9 protein-coding genes are annotated in these 18,427 nt (G+C 69.0%); 4 read left to right on the top strand and 5 right to left on the bottom strand.

Annotated features, from left to right (window positions below; all coding sequences use genetic code 11):
* Positions 1–224 precede the first annotated feature (224 nt).
* A complete protein-coding gene (locus tag AB0J95_RS11885) occupies positions 225–1,067 on the top strand; it encodes a patatin-like phospholipase family protein (RefSeq protein ID WP_364755986.1) in 843 nt (280 codons plus the stop codon).
* On the opposite strand, the gene AB0J95_RS11880 is transcribed toward AB0J95_RS11885, so the two are convergent.
* From AB0J95_RS11880 to AB0J95_RS11870, 3 genes are all read right to left on the bottom strand, one after another.
* Positions 1,052–6,046 (bottom strand): SDR family NAD(P)-dependent oxidoreductase, encoded by a 4,995-nt coding sequence (locus AB0J95_RS11880; RefSeq protein WP_364755983.1) that lies wholly within the window; start codon positions 6,044–6,046, stop codon positions 1,052–1,054. The genes AB0J95_RS11885 and AB0J95_RS11880 overlap by 16 nt on opposite strands.
* A 19-nt stretch (positions 6,047–6,065) precedes the next feature.
* The gene (locus AB0J95_RS11875) at positions 6,066–9,353 is read right to left on the bottom strand and encodes a BTAD domain-containing putative transcriptional regulator (protein ID WP_364755982.1); all 3,288 of its coding nucleotides are present in this window, start codon (positions 9,351–9,353) and stop codon (positions 6,066–6,068) included.
* Between the two features lie 165 nt (positions 9,354–9,518).
* Positions 9,519–11,006, bottom strand: coding sequence for a hypothetical protein (locus AB0J95_RS11870; RefSeq protein WP_364755980.1), 1,488 nt, complete (start codon positions 11,004–11,006; stop codon positions 9,519–9,521).
* 541 nt (positions 11,007–11,547) lie between these two features.
* Between AB0J95_RS11870 and AB0J95_RS11865 the strand changes: the two genes are divergently transcribed.
* The 3 genes from AB0J95_RS11865 (at position 11,548) to AB0J95_RS11855 (ending at position 14,930) form a co-directional block, all read left to right on the top strand.
* Positions 11,548–13,086, top strand: coding sequence for a hypothetical protein (locus AB0J95_RS11865; protein WP_364755977.1), 1,539 nt, complete (start codon positions 11,548–11,550; stop codon positions 13,084–13,086).
* Positions 13,087–13,171: 85 nt separating this feature from the next.
* On the top strand, positions 13,172–13,447 hold the full coding sequence (locus AB0J95_RS11860; protein WP_364755974.1) for a YggT family protein: 276 nt from the start codon (positions 13,172–13,174) through the stop codon (positions 13,445–13,447).
* Positions 13,448–13,517: 70 nt separating this feature from the next.
* A complete protein-coding gene (locus AB0J95_RS11855; protein WP_364755971.1) occupies positions 13,518–14,930 on the top strand; it encodes an alpha/beta hydrolase in 1,413 nt (470 codons plus the stop codon).
* 124 nt (positions 14,931–15,054) lie between these two features.
* Here AB0J95_RS11855 and AB0J95_RS11850 read toward each other — a convergent pair whose 3' ends face one another.
* Together AB0J95_RS11850 and AB0J95_RS11845 are read right to left on the bottom strand one after the other, a co-directional pair.
* On the bottom strand, positions 15,055–15,429 hold the full coding sequence (locus tag AB0J95_RS11850) for a YccF domain-containing protein (protein WP_364755969.1): 375 nt from the start codon (positions 15,427–15,429) through the stop codon (positions 15,055–15,057).
* A gap of 69 nt (positions 15,430–15,498) precedes the next feature.
* Entirely contained in the window at positions 15,499–18,390 is a 2,892-nt protein-coding gene (locus AB0J95_RS11845) for a M36 family metallopeptidase (RefSeq protein ID WP_364755966.1), read from the bottom strand.
* Positions 18,391–18,427: the final 37 nt, after the last annotated feature.

Below are 18,427 nucleotides of genomic sequence, written 5' to 3'. Positions count from 1 at the left end.
CGCCGTCCGTGCCGAACCGCTCCCTCCGCGGCGCCTGTCACACCCCCATGTGACCGACCAGTCCTTGCCCCATCCCCACGATCAAGTTCACCACAGTGTTCTGACGGTGCTCTTACAAACCACTTACAGTTGATCTTGAAACGCGGTTCGGCGGTTTCCAACCCCCGTGACCCTGTGCATACTCGGGGTCGGATTTTCGCTGACGGTGAGGAGTCGGTGACGTGGTGTCGAGGGCGGTTGTGATCGGCGGCGGCGGGCACACCGGTTTCGGCTGGCAGTGGGGGGTGATCACCGGACTGTGGGAGTGCGGGGTGGATCTCGCCACGGCCGACCTCGTCGTCGGCACCTCCACCGGCTCGATGGCGGCGGTCCACCTGGCCGCCGACGGCACCCCCGAGGCGATGATGGCCCACGTCACCGCCCCGCCGAGCGGGCACGACCCGGAGTTCGACTCCCCCACGAACACCTTCGGGCTCGAGCTCGGCCGGATGATCAAGTCCGGGTACACCGCCGAGGCGATCCGCGCCGAGATGGGCCGGATCGCGCTGACCGCCGAGGCGCGCTCCGAGACGTTGATGCGCGAGATCAGCGGCACCTACCTGCCGCACGAGCAGTGGCCGGCCCGCCGCGTGCTGATCCCGGCGATCGACGCGGAGACCGGCGAGTTCGTGGTGTTCGACCAGGAGTCCGGGGTTCGGATGGTCGACGCGGTATGTGCGACCTGCGCGCTGCCGGGTGTGTGGGAACCGGTGACGATCAACGGGCGCAGGTACATCGACCCGTTCATCCGCTCACCGATCAACGCCGACCTGGCCGCCGGGTTCGAGCACGTCGTGGTGATCGCGTCCATCGCGGAGATCCGCGGCCTGCCCGGCGGCAGCCTGGACGAGCAGCTCGCCCCGGTCCTGCAGGACGGCAAGGTCACCGTGATCGTGCCCGACCAGGCCGCGATGGCCGCGATCGGACGCGACCAGCAGGACCTGTCCCGACGACCGGCCGCGGCCAAGGCCGGTCACGCCCAAGCACCCTCCCTAGTCGCGGAATTGGGGGACTACTGGCACGACTGAAGAACGCTTTCTATCAGCTCGGCCAGGGTGTAGCCGCCGAGCAGCTTGACCACGGGCAGGGCTACGCCGAGTTCGGTGGCGGCCCGGTTGCGGATCTCGATCGCCAGCAACGAGTTCAGGCCCACCTGGTTGAGCGGTTTTCGCAGGTCCAGCCGTTCGGGTGGGATCTCGAGCATGGCCGCGAGCTGGTCGACCAGGTATCTGGTGAGCTGCTCCCGGGGAACCTTGCCCGCCACCGCGACCGGCCGGGCAGGCCCGGCGCCGATCCGGCGCAGCAACGGCGAATGCGCGGTGTGTGGGTGCGCACGCGTCAGAGTTGCCCATTCGGCGATGAGGACGGCTGCCTGTGTGGCATCGGCGCGGAGCAACAACTCCAGGATCTCCAGGCCGTCCGCGGCCGGGAAGCCCTGCAGGCCCTCGGGCATGATCGGCAGCGAGCCCTGCTCGGCGCGCGAAGCCATGCCCACGGACTCCCACACGCTCCAGTTCACGCTGAGCGCCACCTCGCCGCGCTGCCTTCGCTTGTGTGCCAACGCGTCGAGGAACGCGTTGGCGGCCGCGTAACTGCCCACCATCGGGAAGCTCAGCAGCGACGCCAGCGAGGAGAACAGCACGAACACGTCGAGCTGGTCGAACAACCGGTCCAGCACAAGCGAACCCTGAACCTTCGGCCGCAACACCGCCGCCAGCGAGGCCGCGTCCAGCTCGGCTGTGAGTCCGAACTGGACGACACCGGCGGTGTGGAACACGCCCCGAACCGGTGGCCAGTCGGCGTTCTCGGCCAGAACCGCCCGCATCGCGTCCTCGTCGGCCACGTCCGCGACCCGGTAGCGCACGTTCGCGCCAGGCAGATCAGGATTGCCCTCGGACCGGCCGGTGAGCAGCAAATGCGTTGCGCCCTGGGCGATCAGCCACTGCGCGACCTCGAACCCAACCCCGCCAAGGCCGCCGGTGACCAGGTACGTCACGCCCGGCCGGATCGGCGACGGACGCTCGATCGTGGGCCGGTACCGGTCCAGGACCGCGACGAACCGGTCCTCACCGCGCAACGCGATCTGGTTGTGCTGGCCGGTCGTGGTCAGTTCGCTGTACAACGCGTCCACCGACACGTCCGGATCGACGTCGACGAGAGCCGGCCGCAGTTCGGGGTGTTCGGTCATCAGAACCCGCCCCAGGCCCCACACGGTGGCGCCCAGCGGCTCCAAAGCCGTGTCTGACACGGCTTGTGCCGACTGCGTGACCAGCCACAGCCGTTGCGCGGTCAGGTCCGGGAGGAGGTCCACCACCTGCGAGCAACCCGCCGCGGGATCGTCGATCGCCCGGAGATCAACGACATTCTGCGCCGAGTCGACAGATGTGACGCGGTCGCCGTCGGCTTCGAGCCGCTCCCGCAGCCGAGCGGCGAGACCGTTGGCATCGCCGAGAATGGCCCAGCTGCTGGGTTCCATAGTGGACTCGAAGTTGGGGCTGGGCTCCCACTGGACCTCGTAGAGCCAGTCACGCAGGTCCGGCGGCCGGTTCGGGTCGCTGAACTGCATACCCCGTAGCTCAAGCAGGCAATTTCCGTCCTCGTCGTAGGCCAGCACGTCACCGGCGAGCCGTCCGCGGCCGGGCGAGGGCTCCAGCCGCGCGTGGCTCCACAGTTGACGTCCCGGGCGTCCGAACAGCCGGACCTCGCGGATCCCGCTGAGGACGAGCGTGGTCCGCACGTCGTCGGCGGCCGCGACCATCGCCTGACCGCACGCGTCGAGCAGGGCCGGGTGGAAGTGGAAGTTGGTGAGATCCAGCGACTCCGGGCACTCGATCCGGGCGAGCGCCTCCCCGCTGGACCGCCACACCTCGGCGATCCCGCGGAACTGGTCGCGCCACTCGTTCCCGCTCGTGGTCATCCGCTGGTAGACCTCGTCACCGGACAGATGCTCAGGACAATTGTCCTTTATGGACGAAAGTGTCGCCTCCGCCGAAGGCGGCCGGTCGCCGACCTGAACCCACGCGGTGCCGTGCACGGTCCACGAGTCGAAGTCGCCGAACCGGCTGGACACCTCGGCGTGCCAGCGCGAATCGTCTTGCGGGACAAGGCGGACGCGCATGGTGGGCGGCTGGTCGCGGATCAGCAGCACCCGCGTGATCCGGACGTCCTCCAACGTGATCGGGCGGTCCCCGATGAGTGACCGAGCCGCGGCGACGGTCAGCTCGCACAGGCCCGTACCGGGGAAAGCGGTCATCCCCTCGACCTGGTGCCCGGCCAGATAAGGGTTCCGGTGCAGGTCGAGGCGCGCTTCCCAGGTCCGTTCCTGGCCAGAGGCGGGAACCGGACGGCCGAGCAGCGGGTGCTTGGGCAGGTTCTCGGTGCGTTGGGTGCTGATCCAGAACCGCTCACGCTGCCACCGGTAAGTCGGCAGCGACACCAGCCGGGCCTCGTTGCCGTACAGGCGGCGCAACGGAACCGGGTAGCCGAGAGTGTGCAACGCGCCCAACGAGGACAGCATCGACGCCTTCTCGGGCCGGTCCCGCCACAACGACGGCACGACGGCGCCGTCCAGCTCGAACGACTCCAGGCACTCCTCCAAAGCGGGCACCAGCACCGGATGCGGGCTGATCTCCACGAAGATCGTGGTTCCCTGGCGGAGAACGGTGTGCATCGAGTCGGCGAACCACACCGGCTCACGGAAGTTGCGCACCCAGTAGTCCGCGTCCAAAGCGGACCCGTCGACGACCTCATTGGCCACAGTGGAATGAATCGGCACCTTGCCGGGAGACGCGGAAACGTCCGTCAGGCAGGCCCGCAGCTCGTCGCGAAGTTCGTCCACCTGGGGGCTGTGCGCGGCGAACTGAACCTCCAGCCGCCGGCAGAACACCCCACGATCATCCATTGTGGACAAAATGGCGGCGATCGCGTCGGGATCGCCGGAGATCACGGTGGAGGCTGGGCTGTTGACCACGGCGATCGACACCCGGTCGGTGTAACCGGCGATGGCATCGGCTGTTTGCTCGGCGGACAACGAGATCGCGGCCATCGCGCCCCGCCCGGAGTTGCGCGCGGCCAGCTGGCTGCGGCGGCAGATCACCGCCGCGGCATCGCGGAACGTCAAGGCACCGGCGACGGTCGCGGCGGCGATCTCGCCCATGCTGTGTCCCAGCACCAGATCCGGCTCGACGCCCCAGGACCGCCACAGCTCGGCGATCCCGACCTGGACCGCCCACAGCACCGGCTGGACGAACTCCACGCCGCCCAGCGGTTCGCCGCTGGTCAGCTTGCCGAACACGGACCAGCCCGCCTCCCGGCGCACGGCCTGCTCGCACTGTTCCACCGCGGCACGGAAAACCGCGGAGCGCGCGAGCAGTTCCCGGCCCATGCCGATCCATTGCGCGCCCTGGCCGGGGAAGACGAACGCGATCCGGGGCGTCCTGCCGAGGGGCTCGGACCGCGCCGCCACCGCGCGATCCGCTTTCCCGGCAAGCCAGTCGCCCAGCCGCCCGGCCATCTCCGTGTGACTGGCACCCGCCACTGCCAGACGGCTCGGCTGGTGTTGCCGCCTGGCCGCGCTGTAACAGATGTCCCGCAACGCCACCTCGCGGCCGTCGCCGGTCAGGTAGTCCACATAGGCCGAAGCGAGGTCGCGCAATGCCTGAGGGCTGTGTGAAGACAATGTCAGCAACCGGGTCTCGCCCGCGCGTTCCGGTGCGGCGGCCGGACTTCCGGCCTGGGACAACACGAGGTGCACGTTCGTCCCGGAGATCCCGAACGAGTTCACCCCGGCCACCCATGGCCGATCGCGCTTGGGCAACGGGGTCAAGGACGCGGGAACCGTCACCGGCAGCCGCGACCAGTCGATCCCGGGGTTGGGCTCGTTGAGGTGCAGGCTCGCCGGGACTTCCCCGTGGTACAAGCACAACGCGGTCTTCACCAGCCCGGTCACCCCGGCCGCGGACTCGGTGTGCCCCACGTTCGTCTTCACCGATCCGACCAGGCACGGCCGGTCGCGGCCATGCCCGAGCGCGGATCCGAGCGCCTCCAGCTCGACCGCGTCGCCGACCGGCGTCCCGGTCCCGTGCGCCTCGACGTAGTCGAACTCCGAGGCTTTCACCCCGGCCTGCTCGAAAGCCTTACGCAGCACCTGTGTCTGGCCGCTGACCGACGGGCGGCCCAGGTAACCGCCGCCGCGGCCGTCGTTGTTCATCGCGCTGCCCAGGATCACCGCGTAGATCCGGTCGGAGTCGGCCAAAGCGCGGTCCAGGGTCTTCAACGCGACCAGGACCACCCCGTCACTCCGCACGAACCCGTCCGCCCCGGCGTCGCCGAACTTGCAGCGCCCGTCCGCCGCGAACAGCCCATACCGCGACAGGCCGAGGAAGTTCTCCGGTGCGAGAACGATGTTCACGCCACCGGCCAGGGCGAAGTCCGACTCACCGGACCGCAGGCTCTGACACGCCGAATGCACGGCCACCGCGGACGACGAACACGCGGTGTCCACCGACATGCTGGGTCCGCGCAGGTCGAAGACGTGTGAGACGAACCCCGACATCAGCGCGCGGATGCTGGCGAGCGCCGCGTACGCGTCCATCAGGCGCTCGGACTCCTGCATGTCCCGGTAGTCCGCGGTCGCGTGTCCAATGAAGACACCGGTCGCGGTCCCGGCCAGCGCTTCCGGTGGCTGGCCTGCGTCCTCGAGCGTCTCCCACGTGGTTTCCAGCAACAGCCGCAGCTGCGGGTCCATCCGGGTCGCCTCCCGCGGGCTGACCCCGAAGAACGACGGCTCGAACAGGTCGATGCCGTCGATGAACCCGCCGCGGCAGCCGGCCAGCTCGGCCACGGTGGCCTCGTCGAACGCGCCCAGCCCGATGCGTTCGGCGGAGATCGCGGTGACGCCGTCGTGCCCAGCGCGTAACCGGTGCCAGAACTCTTCCGGGCCATGGGCTCCGGGCAGCCGGCACCCGATGCCGACGACAGCGATAGGCGGTGGACTCTGGCTGGTCATCCAACCTCCGGCCCTGGGATCAGGTGGTGGTGCCGAGCAGCGATCTGAGCTGCTCGGCTTCTGGCGTCCCCAGTTCCGTGAAGATAGCCAATGCGTCCGGCCAATGTGGATGGACTGCCTGATCTCCGCGCAGCTGCCGCTCGACATGTCCGAGCGTGCGCAGCGTACGGGCCTCCCCTAACCGGTGCCCCACCTGCCGGTGAACCGGCAGTGCCTCAGTGGCGTGTTCGAGCGCGGTCTCGTGTTCCCCCGTCTCCAGGTGCGTGTCGGCCAGCGAGGTCAGCGCGACCCCGGTGGACTGCCGGAACTGGCTCTCCCGTGCCCCCTCCAACGCGTTCGTGGCCAGGCTGAGCGCGTAGTCGTGCTGGCCCTCGGTGCGGTGCACCGCGGCGAGGCCGATCATCGCGTCGATCTCGTTGCGGCGGAACCGGGTCTCCCGGGCCACCTGTACGGCTTCGGTGCCCAGGGTCCGGGCGTCGCCCAGCCGGTCGAGCACCAGATACGTGCCGGACAACACCGTCATGGCCAGGCTCGCCCCGCGCGGATCGTTGAATTCACCCGCCAGAGTGAGGGCGCGATGCCCCCAGTCGAGCGCGTCGCTGGTCTGACCAGTCTCCCGGTGGATCGCCGCGATGTTGGTCAATGTGGACGCTTCGTTGTAGCGGTAACCACTTTCGTGGTACAGCTCCAAAGCCCGCTGGCACAGCTGCATGGCCTCGGCGAACCGGCCCAGCTCGATGTAGGCGATCCCGCGGATCTGCAGGCAGGCGGCCTCGCCGAGCTTGCCGCCGATCTCCCGGTGGATCGCCAGCGCCTGGTCGTTGTACTCGAGCATCTCGTCGAGCCGGCCCCAGTCGGTGAACGACAGGCACATCCCGTTCATGCAGGTCGACTCGCCGGTCCGGTTGCCGCTCTGCCGGTAGAGATCGCGGCCGCGGGCGAACGCCTCCAGCGCGTTGTCCAGCTCGCCCAACGGCCAGTACGCCAGGCCGAGCTGTTTGTAGATCTCCGCGTCCCCGGCCGGGTTCTCGGCCTCCCGGTGCAGTTCCATGGCGCGCAGGCCGAACTCGACCGACTCGCGGTACTGGCCGAAGGTGAACCGGGCGCGGGCCAGGCCGTGCAGCATCGCGGCCTCGCCGATCCGCTCGCCGGTGTCGTGCGCGGCCTGCAGGCCCAGCTCGGTGATCTCCAGCCAGTCGCCCCGGTACATCCGGCCGTAGAAGTAGCCGGACAGCGAGTCGGCCAGCTGCCAGGTGAAGTCGCGCGGACCGTGCTCGGCCGCGTGTTTGGCCGCCGCGACCAGGTTGGGGCGCTCGGAGTCCAGCCAGTGCAGCGCCTGGGTCGAGTCGCCCAGCGCGAGCGTCCGCGCCCGGATCCCCTGCGGCTTGCTGACCAGGTGTTCCATCCCCGGGTAGAGCCGGGTGGTGGCCGAGTCCGACGTGCCCAGGTACATGTCCAGCAGGCGTTGCACGGCCTTGTCGCGTTCCTCGGCCGAGTCCTCGGCCTCGGCGCGTTCGCGCGCGTACAACCGCAGCAGGTCGTGCAGCTGGAACCGGCCGGGGTTGGCCCGTTCCACCAGGTGCGCGGCGGCCAGCCGGTCCACGATCCGGGCGGTCTCCTCGGGCGAGGCGTCGATCAGCGCCGCGGCGGCGGGCGCGGTGAAGTCGGGTCCGGGCAGCAGGCCCAGCAGCCGGAACAACCGCGAGGCGGCCGCGTCCAGCGTCTGGTACGAGAGGTCGAACGAGGCACGCACGGCGACCTCGCGATCCTCCTCAATCGCCAGCTGCCCCAACCGGTTTCCCTGGTTCAGCTCCGCCAGGTACTCGGCGATCGGCCGGGACGGGTGGCTGGCCAGGTGCGCTGCCGCGATGCGTAGCGCCAGAGGTAAGTAGCCGCAGGCCCGGGCCAGCTCCCGGGTCGCGTCCGGCTCGGCGGTCACCCGCTCCGCACCGACGATCCGGGTCAGCAGGGTGTGGGCCTCGTCCGGCGACAACACGTCCAGCACGAGCCGGTGGGCGCCGTGCAACGCCGTCAGCCCACGCAGGTCGTCGCGGCTGGTCACGAGCACGAGACAGGTCGAGCTGCCGGGCAGCAACGGCCGCACCTGGTCGGCCGCGGCCGCGTTGTCCAGCAGTACCAACGTGTGCCGGTCGGCCAGCAGGGACCGGTACAGCGCGGCCTGCTCGTCCTGCTCCAACGGGATCTGCGCCTGCGGCACGCCCAAGGCGCGCAACAGGATGCCCAGCGCCTCGGTCGGCACCATCGGCGGCGTGGGCGCGTACCCGCGCAGGTTCACGTACAACTGCCCGTCCGGCAGGCGGTTGGCGATCCGGTGCGCCCAGCGCAGCGCCAGCGCGGTCTTGCCGACCCCGGCGACACCCGCGATCGCGGAGATCACCACCGCGGGCTGTTCGGTCTGCAGCTGGCTTTCCAGCAACGCGTCCAGCTCGTTGAGGTACTCCTCGCGGCCGGTGAAGTTGGCGACGTCCGCGGGCAGCTGCCGGGGCACCAGGCCGGTCAGCGACACCGTCGGCGCGGCGGTCGGCGAGGGCACGTCCAGCGCGGGGTCGCTGGCCAGGATCTGCTCGTGCAGCTGGCGCAGCTGCAGGCCGGGCTGGATGCCCAGCTCGTCGGACAACAGCCGGTAGATGTCCTGGTACGCGCTCAACGCGTCGGCCTGCCGCCCACTGCGGTACAACGCGAGCAGCAGTTGACCGCGCAAACGTTCGCGCAACGGGTGCGTGCTGATCAGCGCGTTGAGGTCGGCGATCAGCGCGGCGTGCTCACCGCGGGCGAGCCGGACGTTGATCATCTCTTCGGTGACCGTCAGCCGGGTCTCGTTGATGCTGTTCGCGTGCCCCTGCGCGGAGCGGCCGGTCACCCCGGCCAGCGCGGGACCGCGCCACAGCGCCATCGCGGCCTGGAACCGGGTCACCGACTCGTCGAGCTGGCCGGCGGTGTTCGCCGCCCGGGCCTGTTTCACGTGCTCGTGGAACGTGTCCAGGTCGAGCTCGCCCGGTTCGACGCGGAGCAGGTAGCCCGTGGACTGCGTGACGATCCGCTCGCCGCCGCTGGGCTCCACGTCGTTCAACGCGCGCCGCAGCCGGGAGAAGCTGGTGTGCAGGGCCGCCGTCGCCGCGTCCAGGGGATCGTCGCCCCAGGCGGCCTCGATCAGCGCGTCGACGGGGACGACGTGGTTGGCCTGGACGATCAGCGCCGACATCAGCGCGACCTGTTTGGCCCCGCCGAGCCTGGCCCGTCCACCCGTTCCGTGGACCTCGACCGGGCCCAGGATCCTGAACTCCATCACAAACCCCGGCATCTCGGCTGTGTGCTACAGCTTGCGTGACGGTCCCCGGGACGGTGAGGACCCCTGTCGAGCACCGTATCGACGCCACTGCCTGGAGGTCCTGTGACCGGCCCGGATTCACTGTAGAGGACTAGTAGCGTTCCGGAGTCGTCCGATGTCAATTCAGTGACCTCCGGGCGCTTGCACGGGCGGCAGGTCGTGCGGGCACCCGGCCGCGCCTGCGGCTCTGGCCTGCCGGTACGCCAGGTACGGTCCCGCGATCTCCGCCCTGGACGTGCTAGCCAGCGCGAGCACAGCGTCACCTGCGGCCAGGGTTTGTGCGCGCATTCGGGTGAAGTCGATAGCGTCCTCGCCGAAACTCGGTGCCCAGAGTGACCATGGTCCGGAGATCATCGCAGTCGACGGGACCAGGTGGCTGTGCAGGTGCGTGCCCAGGCCACCGAAGGAACACTGCGGTGGCACGCGAGCCGGGTTCGGTACGTCGATACCCGGCAGGACGGCCACGCGGTCCACACCACGGTTGGCCAGCGCCGTTGTCGCCGCGGTGGCCAGCTTCGGGCTGCCCGCGAACCAGGCCGCGAACTCGCTGAGACCGGTCGGCCTCAGCTCCCGGCCTTTGTCGGTGGGGACGGCGACGAACTCCCGGGTGCCCAGGTGTTCGACCGCGAACGCGAAGGCCACTGTGCCCTTGTCGTAGTCGGCGTCCAGTTGGCGGGCCAGGAACTCTGTCCCCTCGGTGGGACGGTTCAAGTGGCCTGTTGCGAACACGAACTGGATCGTGCGGGGGCGGCAGGCCAGCGGGAGCCTGGCGAAATACCTTGCCAGGGCGATGAGAGCGGCGTTTCCGTTGTCCTGCACCCACGTGTTGCCGTCGGTGTTGGTGTCGAAGACGATCCGCTCGTCGCTCTGGCCGGGGAGGGTGGCGATCAGTGACCTCGTTGTCGCCTTTTCGGTGTAGGCCAGGACGGAGATGCTGGCTCGTTGACCCACTCGTTGCTTCAGGTCTCGCGCTTCGTCACCGCCGACGAACACACCCGGCACACGATAGTGGGTTCCGGTGTGCGGGTCGTAGTAGCCGCGGACCTGCTCACGGGGCAGGTCGAACGCGATGATCAGGCCCGCCGCCCCGGCGATTCCCGCCGCAATCAGGTCTTGGTCCAGCAGGGACTCGGCCGTGTAGCCGCGGTCCACCGGCGGGAAGTCGCGGATGACGATCCTGCCTTGGGCGTTGTCCTTGGTGATCGGCTCGGTCGCCGGGAGGTAGGTCAGCTTGCCGGTTCTCGCGAGGGCGGGCTGGGTGTACGGGATCGCGCCGGCGATCTTGACCCGGTCGGCGCCCGCGGTGAGGAACGCTGAGGTCTCGAGGTTGTGCGTGAGGGGTTGCCAGCGTTGGATCTCGAACTTCCGCGACGTCGTTTTCAGGCCGTGCACCTGACGTTCCAACCAGTTGATCATCGCCTTGTGCTCGGGGCCGCCGGTGATCCGCAGACCGAAGCCCGCGATGGTCGCGTTCATCCGGTGCAGGTCAGCGGTGGTGGCGAACGCGCTTTCGTCGACTGTGGCCGGGCAGCTCTGTGGTGCGGCTTGGGCAGCGGGCGGGACTACCGCTGCGAGCACGACGGTCAGCAGGGCGGGTAAGGCGACTCGCATCAGGCTCCCTCGCTGGGCAATGCTCTTGAGTATGAGTGCGTTCGGGGAATGGACCACCGCCGAAGGGACGCCCGTTTTCACCTACCGGGTCACGAATTCAGCCTGGGATCCCATCATCGACCCAGTGTCTTCCCGGCACGTCGTGCACCTTGGGAACCGGCGGATCACTCTCGTTGCCGGGAGTGACGGGTTGTGCAGTCTGTGGGACGAGTATCGGGACTGCCGGTGGTTGGCCGAGTCGACTGGGGTGTGTCGGCTGGGGGCGGAGGTTGTGTCTGGGGCGGCCCTCTTTGGGCCGACCTTTTGGCGGGTCTCGTGGGGCGAAGATCTTGGTTCGATGTGGTGCGGGGCCACCCCGCACAGAATCGAACCAAGATCATCGCCATCGGGATCGGGGTCGGGGTCTACGACCTCAACCCCTGCCGACTCGATGGGTGACGATCCTGAAGCGGCGTCGGCTGAAGTGGCTGAATCGGTGGGTTCCTTGGTGGGAGTTGGGGTTGAGCGGACGGTGTTGTGCCCGGAGGGGGAGTGGCCGTGGGTGCTGGTTCGCGTTGAGGTCGTGAACTCCGGGGATGCTGTGCTGCGGTCGGTGGTGAGCGAGGAGTGGGAGGTTCATCAGCGGGTGGTGAGCCTGGAGTTCGGGCCTGCGCGGGATGAGGCGCCTGCGGATCCGGCGGTCGTGTGTCTGGAAGAGGTTGGGGGAGCGCGGGTTGGGGCTGTTTCGGGGCCCTTGTCCGTGTCGGTGGATGTGGAGCTGGAGGTTGGGGAGCGGCGGGTGTTCTGGTTCCGGTTCGGGCTTGAGCTGGGGGAGATCGATCCGGAGGCGGTGTATTCCCAGAGCCTGGCGGGGTTGCGGGCGCGGTTGCCGTCTGTGAGCGAACCTCCCGAGGCTGTTGTGGAGATTCCTTGGCATGCGGCGATGTTGACTGGCGCCGCTTGCGTAGATGGTGTTCTGGGTGGGCATACGCTTGATCAGGGGTCCGCGTACTCGTTCCGGCATGGGTTCAACGGGGCCGCGCGGGATCCGTTGCAACATGCGCTTCCGTTGGTGTACCTGGAGCCGGATCTGGCGTTGTCGGTGCTGCGCAACACTTGTGCGTGGGGCAGTCCGGATGGTGACTTGCCTTATGCGTTGGATGGGCGGAAGCAGCCGTGGACGCAGTTCTTCCGGCCGTCCGACTCGAACTTGTGGGCGTTGTGGCTGGCGGCGGAGTACGGATTGGTGACTGGGGATCTCGGCGCGTTCGCGCAGCCGGTGGGGTATCACCCCGTGCACGAGGCGGATCCTGTGTCGTTGAAGGAGAACCTGCGGCGGCAGTTCCGGTTCTTTGTGGACAGTGTCGGTGTGGGTGAGCACGGGCATGTGCGGATTCTCAACGCCGACTGGAACGATATGGCGATCACCGAGTCCGGTGTGGACCGGGACGAGATGATCGGGCACGGCTCGTCGGTGCTCAACTCCGCGATGGCCGCGTGGGTTCTGCCGGTGTACGCGCGGTTGGCGGAGCGGCTTGGGGATACCGGGACCGCTGCGGAGGCCCGGGAGTATGGGGCCGAACTGCGGGAACGCGTTGCGGCGGAATGGAATGGGCGATGGTTCCGGCGCGCGTATGGGCCTGGGGCGGTGGTCGGGGACGACTCGCTGTGGCTGGAGGTTCAGCCGTGGGCCATCCTTTGTGGCGCCGCCGACGATGATCAGGCGCGCGAGTTGCTGTCGACGATCGACAGGATCTGCCGCACGGGCTCGCCGTTGGGCGCGCGCGTCCGGGAGGGCGGGCCGATCTGGTTCTCGATCAACATGACGTTGGTGTGGGCCGCGGCGAAGTACGACCGGGAACTGGCGTGGGACGAGTGGCGGCGGATGACGTTGCACGCGCATTCCGAGGCATATCCGGGGATCTGGTCGGGGACGTTGTCCGGGCCGGATGCGTACCTGCCGCCGGAGAGCGACCGGCCGGGGGAGACGTGGGCTTGGCCGGACCTGGGGATCGCGATGCAGGCGTATCCGGTCGCCAACCTGCACAGCCACTCCCAGCCGTTGCTGGCGTACTTCCGCCTGCTGGGCCGGGAACCCTGATAGTCCGCTGAGAAATACGGCGAACCCGACACTTCCGGCGGGGTCTTGTGCGTTGTACCCGGCAGGAAGGATGGAGGAGTTCGCCATGAGCGTCATCGGAGCCCTGATCGGGTACGCCCTGACGTTGTTCATCGTGTTGCTGATCGTGCGGATGGTGCTGGACTGGACCGGCGTGCTGGCCGGTGGCCCGTACTGGGCCCGGCGCGCCCGCCAGGTCACCCATGCGCTGACCGAGCCGGTCATCGCGCCCGTGCGGCGCGTGCTGCGGCCGGTGCGCGCGGGTGGGATCGCGATCGACCTGGCCTTCACGGCCGTGTTCGTGCTCGCGATCATTCTGCGGTCGGTGGCGTTCAGCTTGTAGGGTCAGCCCTACCATGATCACGCCTGCGCACCGGATGGCCCCGGTCCGGTGCGCGGGAAATGCTTGGGGCATGCGAAAAATCGTTCAGGTCTCGACCATCGCGGCGGTGGCCGCGAGCCTGGTGACGCTGCCCGTGGCCCAGGCCGCGGGCACGAACCTCACCTGGAGGCCATGCGGGACGCAGGAATGTGCGACCGTGCGCGTCCCCATGGACTACGACCATCCTGGCGCGCAACAGATCTCGCTGGCGGTGTCCCGGATCCGCACGGCCGACCCGAAGCTGCGGCGCGGTGTGCTGCTGATCATCCCCGGCGGTCCGGGCAACTCCGGGCTGAGCAAGCCGTCGGCGGTCGTACCCAGGCTGCCCAAGGACGTGAAGGACCGGTACGACATCGTCGGGTTCGACCCGCGTGGAGTCGGTGCCAGCACGCCGGTCTCGTGCGCGTTGACGCCGGAAGACGCCGATCCCAAGACCTTCTTGCCGTTCCCCGCCCCGGATGGGGACATCTCCGCCAACGTGGCCAAGGCCGAGCGGGTCGCGCAGGCGTGTGTCCGCAACGGCGGGGAGTTGATGCGGCACATCAACACCCGCAACGAGGCCAGGGACATCGACCAGATCCGCAAGGCCCTCGGTGAGCGGAAGCTCTCGTACTGGGGCACTTCGTACGGCACGTACGCCGGAGCCACCTATGCGCAACTGTTCCCCGGCAACACCGACCGCGTTGTGCTGGACAGCAACGACGATCCCAACCCGAAGCTGGTGGCCCGCCAGTGGGCGCGGAACTTCGGGGTTGGTGGCGAGGACCGGTTCCCGGACTTCGCCGCCTGGGCCGCGGCCCGCGTGGGCACCTATGACCTCGGATCCACTCCTGCCGAGGTTCGGGCCACGTACATGAGCCTCGCCGCGCAGTACGACCGTGCGCCGACCCCGTCGATCACCGGGAACTACCTGCGCACGGCCATGTTCCAGTCGATGTACGGCGACTCGGCGTTCCCGTTGCTGGCAGCGACCTTGCAGGCGGCCAAAACCGGCACCGAACCGCCCGTTTTCCCGGTCCCGCCGACGGATCAGTTCCAGAACACCATGGCCGTGTCCGTGGCGACCGTGTGCAACGACGTGGCCTGGCCGCGGGACGTGAGCTACTACCAGCGCGAGGTCCTGGCGAACCGCAAGGCGTACCCGTTGACGAACGGCATGCCCGCCAACATCTTCCCGTGCGCTTTCTGGCCCGCCAACCCCGCACCGGCGGTGCGGATCACGCCGAACGGCCCGGACAACGTGCTGCTGGTCCAGAACCTGCGCGACCCGGCGACCCCGTACTCAGGCGCGTTGAAGCTGCTTGACGCGTTCGGCCACCGGGCCCGCATGGTCACGGTGAACTCCGGCGGCCATGACTCCTACCTCGCCAACGGCAACGCCTGCGGGGACGCGGCCGTGACCGACTTCCTGGTCAACGGAACCCACCGCACCACCCACTGCTAACCCGCGTGTCCCCCTTTCCTCCCTCGCGTGTCCCCTCTTCCTCCGGTCCGTGTCCGCCTTTCCTCCGGGGGACACACCACGGAGGAAGAGGGGACACACCACGGAGGAAAGGGGGACACGCGGGTCAGGTGGTGGGGACGATCTCGGAGCCGAGGGGGACCAGGGAGATCGGGATCATCTTGAAGTTCGCGATGGCCAGGGGGATGCCGATGATGGTCAGGCACAGCAGGAACCCCGTGACCAGGTGGGCGATGGCCAGCCACCAGCCGGCGAAGATGATCCAGATGATGTTGCCGAGCACGGAGGCCACCCCGGCGCCGCGCCGCGGCTGGATGGTCCGGCCGAACGGCCACAGGGCGTAGTTCGCGATCCGGAACGACGCCAGGCCGAACGGGATGGTGATGATCAGGACACAGCAGATGATCCCCGCCACCAGATAGCCGACGGCCATCCAGAACCCGCAGAGCACCAGCCAGATCACATTCAGGATCAGTCGCACACCCTCCAGTGTGGACCACATCCGGGCCGGATGGGCGGTCAGGGGCACCCTGACCGCCCATTCTCAGGCTCAGATCAGGAAGGCCTGGAACTCGGCGATCCGGACGGTCTGGGCCACCGTCGGGTTTCCGGTGGTGCAGTCGCTGTTGGAACGGGGGTCGTTGTGCTGCTGGCCCGCGTACTCAGGGGCTCCGGTGCACTGGTTGGTCAGCACCCGGACCATCAGGTGCGTCGCGAACGTCGGCGGGATGCGGAACGAACGCTCGGACAGGTCCGGGGCGGTCGGCCGCGGCCGGTTCGCCGGGAACGCGTTGGCCGGCGAGGTGTAGACGTGCCGGTAGTTCGCCGGGTTCGCGCAGTCCTTGCCGAACACCGAGTTGCACGACAGCACCTCGAACTGGCGCAACGCGGTGAACCGGTTCTGCGTCCCCGGGTCCGCGTCCCCGGCGACCGGCGGCCGGACGAGGGCGCTCACCTGCACGCGGGTGACCAGCTGCGGCCGGTCGCCGGCCAGATCGACGCGAACGCCCTTGCCCGCCACCGGACTGCCCAGCGACGCCCAGTCCGTGCCCTCGGTCTCGTCGATCAGCTTCTCGAGGTTGACGCCATCGCCAACGGCAGTGGCGCCCGAAGCCGAAGCGGCCACGTTCGGCACCGGCAGCGTCCGGATCTGGCTCTGCTCACCGGCCCGGACCTTGCGGTGCAGGCGCGTCGAGCCGAACCCGTTGGCGGCCACCACGAACGAGTACTCACCCGGGGTGATCTCGGCGGTGTCCGGCAACGGCGTGGCCGGGTCGGTGTCCGCGACCGGGACGGACCGGGCCTCGTAGTCACCGACGTACAGCCGCGCGTTCGGCGTGGTCAGCTTCAGCGTGGCGTTCTTGCTGAACGCGGAGGCGAAGCTCGGCTTCGGGTGCTGGTCGTTGGAGCCGTTGCTGGCCGCGTCCCGGCCCAGGCCGTGCTGTGCGAAAGCGTTCCACAGCACCGGCAGGTCCGCCCCGCCGTACCGGATCTGGTTGGCCGCCAGCGTCGCGTCGCGCATGTCGACGTAGCTGACCGCACCCGAGGCGCTGAGCAGCAACGCGTCGAACGCCTGCTGGACCCAGCGCCGGTTGCCCGGGCACTGCTCCACCGGCACCTGGCCGTCGGCGCACTTCCGTTGCAGCTCAGGGGTTCCCAGGCCGTACTTGTCGATCATCGCCTGGCGCACGTCGAAGCTCGTCGCGCTCCAGATCTCGCCGTCCGCGTGCACCTGCGAGCCGACCAGGTCGTAGGTCACGTTGCTGTAGTTCAGCGGGCTCTTGCTCATGTCGTAGTTGCGAATGCCCGCCGTCTTGTCGCCGGTCACATACCCGCCGACGACGTACGGGGTGTCGCCGCGCGGGCGGAACCCGTACTCGTACAGGTACTCCATCGAGAACAGGTCGGAGTGCGACTCGTTCATGGCGCCGGCCTGTGAACCCGACCAGCCGCTGTTCGGGCCCGCGATGAGCCGGCCGCTGATGGCGTGGCTGTACTCGTGCCCGATCACCGACATGTCGTAGTCACCGTCGACACAAGGCCCGTAGAACGCGGCCGGAACCGCCTGCCACAGGTACATGTTCGACACCGGCGCCACGCCGTCGGGCGGGCTGGACTGGTTGGCGTTGTTGCGGGACAGGAAGTCCGGCGGCGCACCACCGGCGCGGCCGCCCGACTGGGCCTGCCCGCGTTCCTGGTCACCGCCCAGGCCGCCGCGGTCGCCGTTGCTGGCCTGCAGGTTCCACGTCTCCTCGGTGAACCCCAAGTGGTACGACCAGTCGTGCATCCGGTTGTGCATGGCGAACAGGTTCGCGATCGCCGCGTCGATGTCGTTCTGCTGCGGCGTGCCGAACACGGCCGGGTCGCAGCCCGAGTCGTGCCACTGGTTGGTCCAGGGGTAGGTGTACTTGCGCTCGGGGCTGGCCGTGGAGGTACGGGTGCCGAACGTGCCGCCGTTCAGGTCGTCCCACTTCTCCGTCGCCTTGGCGGAGTTGCCCGACGAGGTCAGGCTCGGGGTCCCGTTGACGTCGTCCCACGCCACCCCTCGGTCGGCCGTGCTGACCGTCCGCTCACAGCCCGGCCCGGCCGTCAGGCACCACTTCACGCGGGTGTCCTTGGTCGAGTAGTCCGCGGGCGGGTTGGCCGGGAACGCGGCCCACTCGGGGTTGTCCGAGTCGTGGTCGACGATGTCCTCGCGGAGGAGCACCTTCCCAGTCCGCGCGTCGATGTACGTCGTGAAGCCCTTGCCCTCGCCCTGCAGGACGACCTGGTAGGCCAGCCGGGGCGCGCCGTCCGGCATCGGGACCGGGCCCAGCTTCGCCTGCGCCACCTCGGAAATCCTGGCGTCCCTGGCCGCGGCCTGGACCGCGTCCTGCTGGGAGAGGGTGGCCGCCTCCGGCGCGGCGCGGTCCGGGCTGAGCGTGGAGCTGAAGTACGCCACGGCGCCGTCGCGGATACCGAACACGGCGAGCCCGTCCAGCAGCGCCGGGACGCCGCCGAACTTCTGCCGCAGCATGACGTAGTGCCCCTGGCCCATCGGCCGGTTCACCAGGACTTCCATGTCGCCGACAGTCTGGGCGGAGACCTTGAACGCGGCCTGGTTGTCGGCCAGGTAGGCCCGCGCGATGGCCACCGGATCGGCGGCCACTTTGCGCTTCTGTTGCTGTAGCTCGATCTTCGGCACCAGCGTGCCCGGTGTGCCGTACTTGTTCCACCGGACCGTCGTGCTGCCTTGGGCGGCGGTCGCCACCTGTTCCCTGGACGGCTCGGCCGCCGCCGGGCGGTTGTCGACGTCCCCGCCGTGGTCCGCGATGTCGCCCTGGACGGACGACGATGGTGCCCCAGCCGCCGGGGCCGCTTCGGCCGCCGGCGCCACCAATCCGATAGACAATGTCCCCACTGCGGCTAGGGCAGCGCCCCGCCACACAGCTCGTCTTCGCATCCGCCCACCCTTTCGGGGCGCGACCGGACGGGGTAGC

The sequence above is a fragment of the Actinocrispum sp. NPDC049592 genome (assembly GCF_040675465.1).
In the GTDB taxonomy this organism is placed as follows: domain Bacteria; phylum Actinomycetota; class Actinomycetes; order Mycobacteriales; family Pseudonocardiaceae; genus Kibdelosporangium.
The sequence above is the reverse complement of the archived record's forward strand: the minus strand, read 5'-3'. Positions and strand labels throughout refer to the sequence as shown.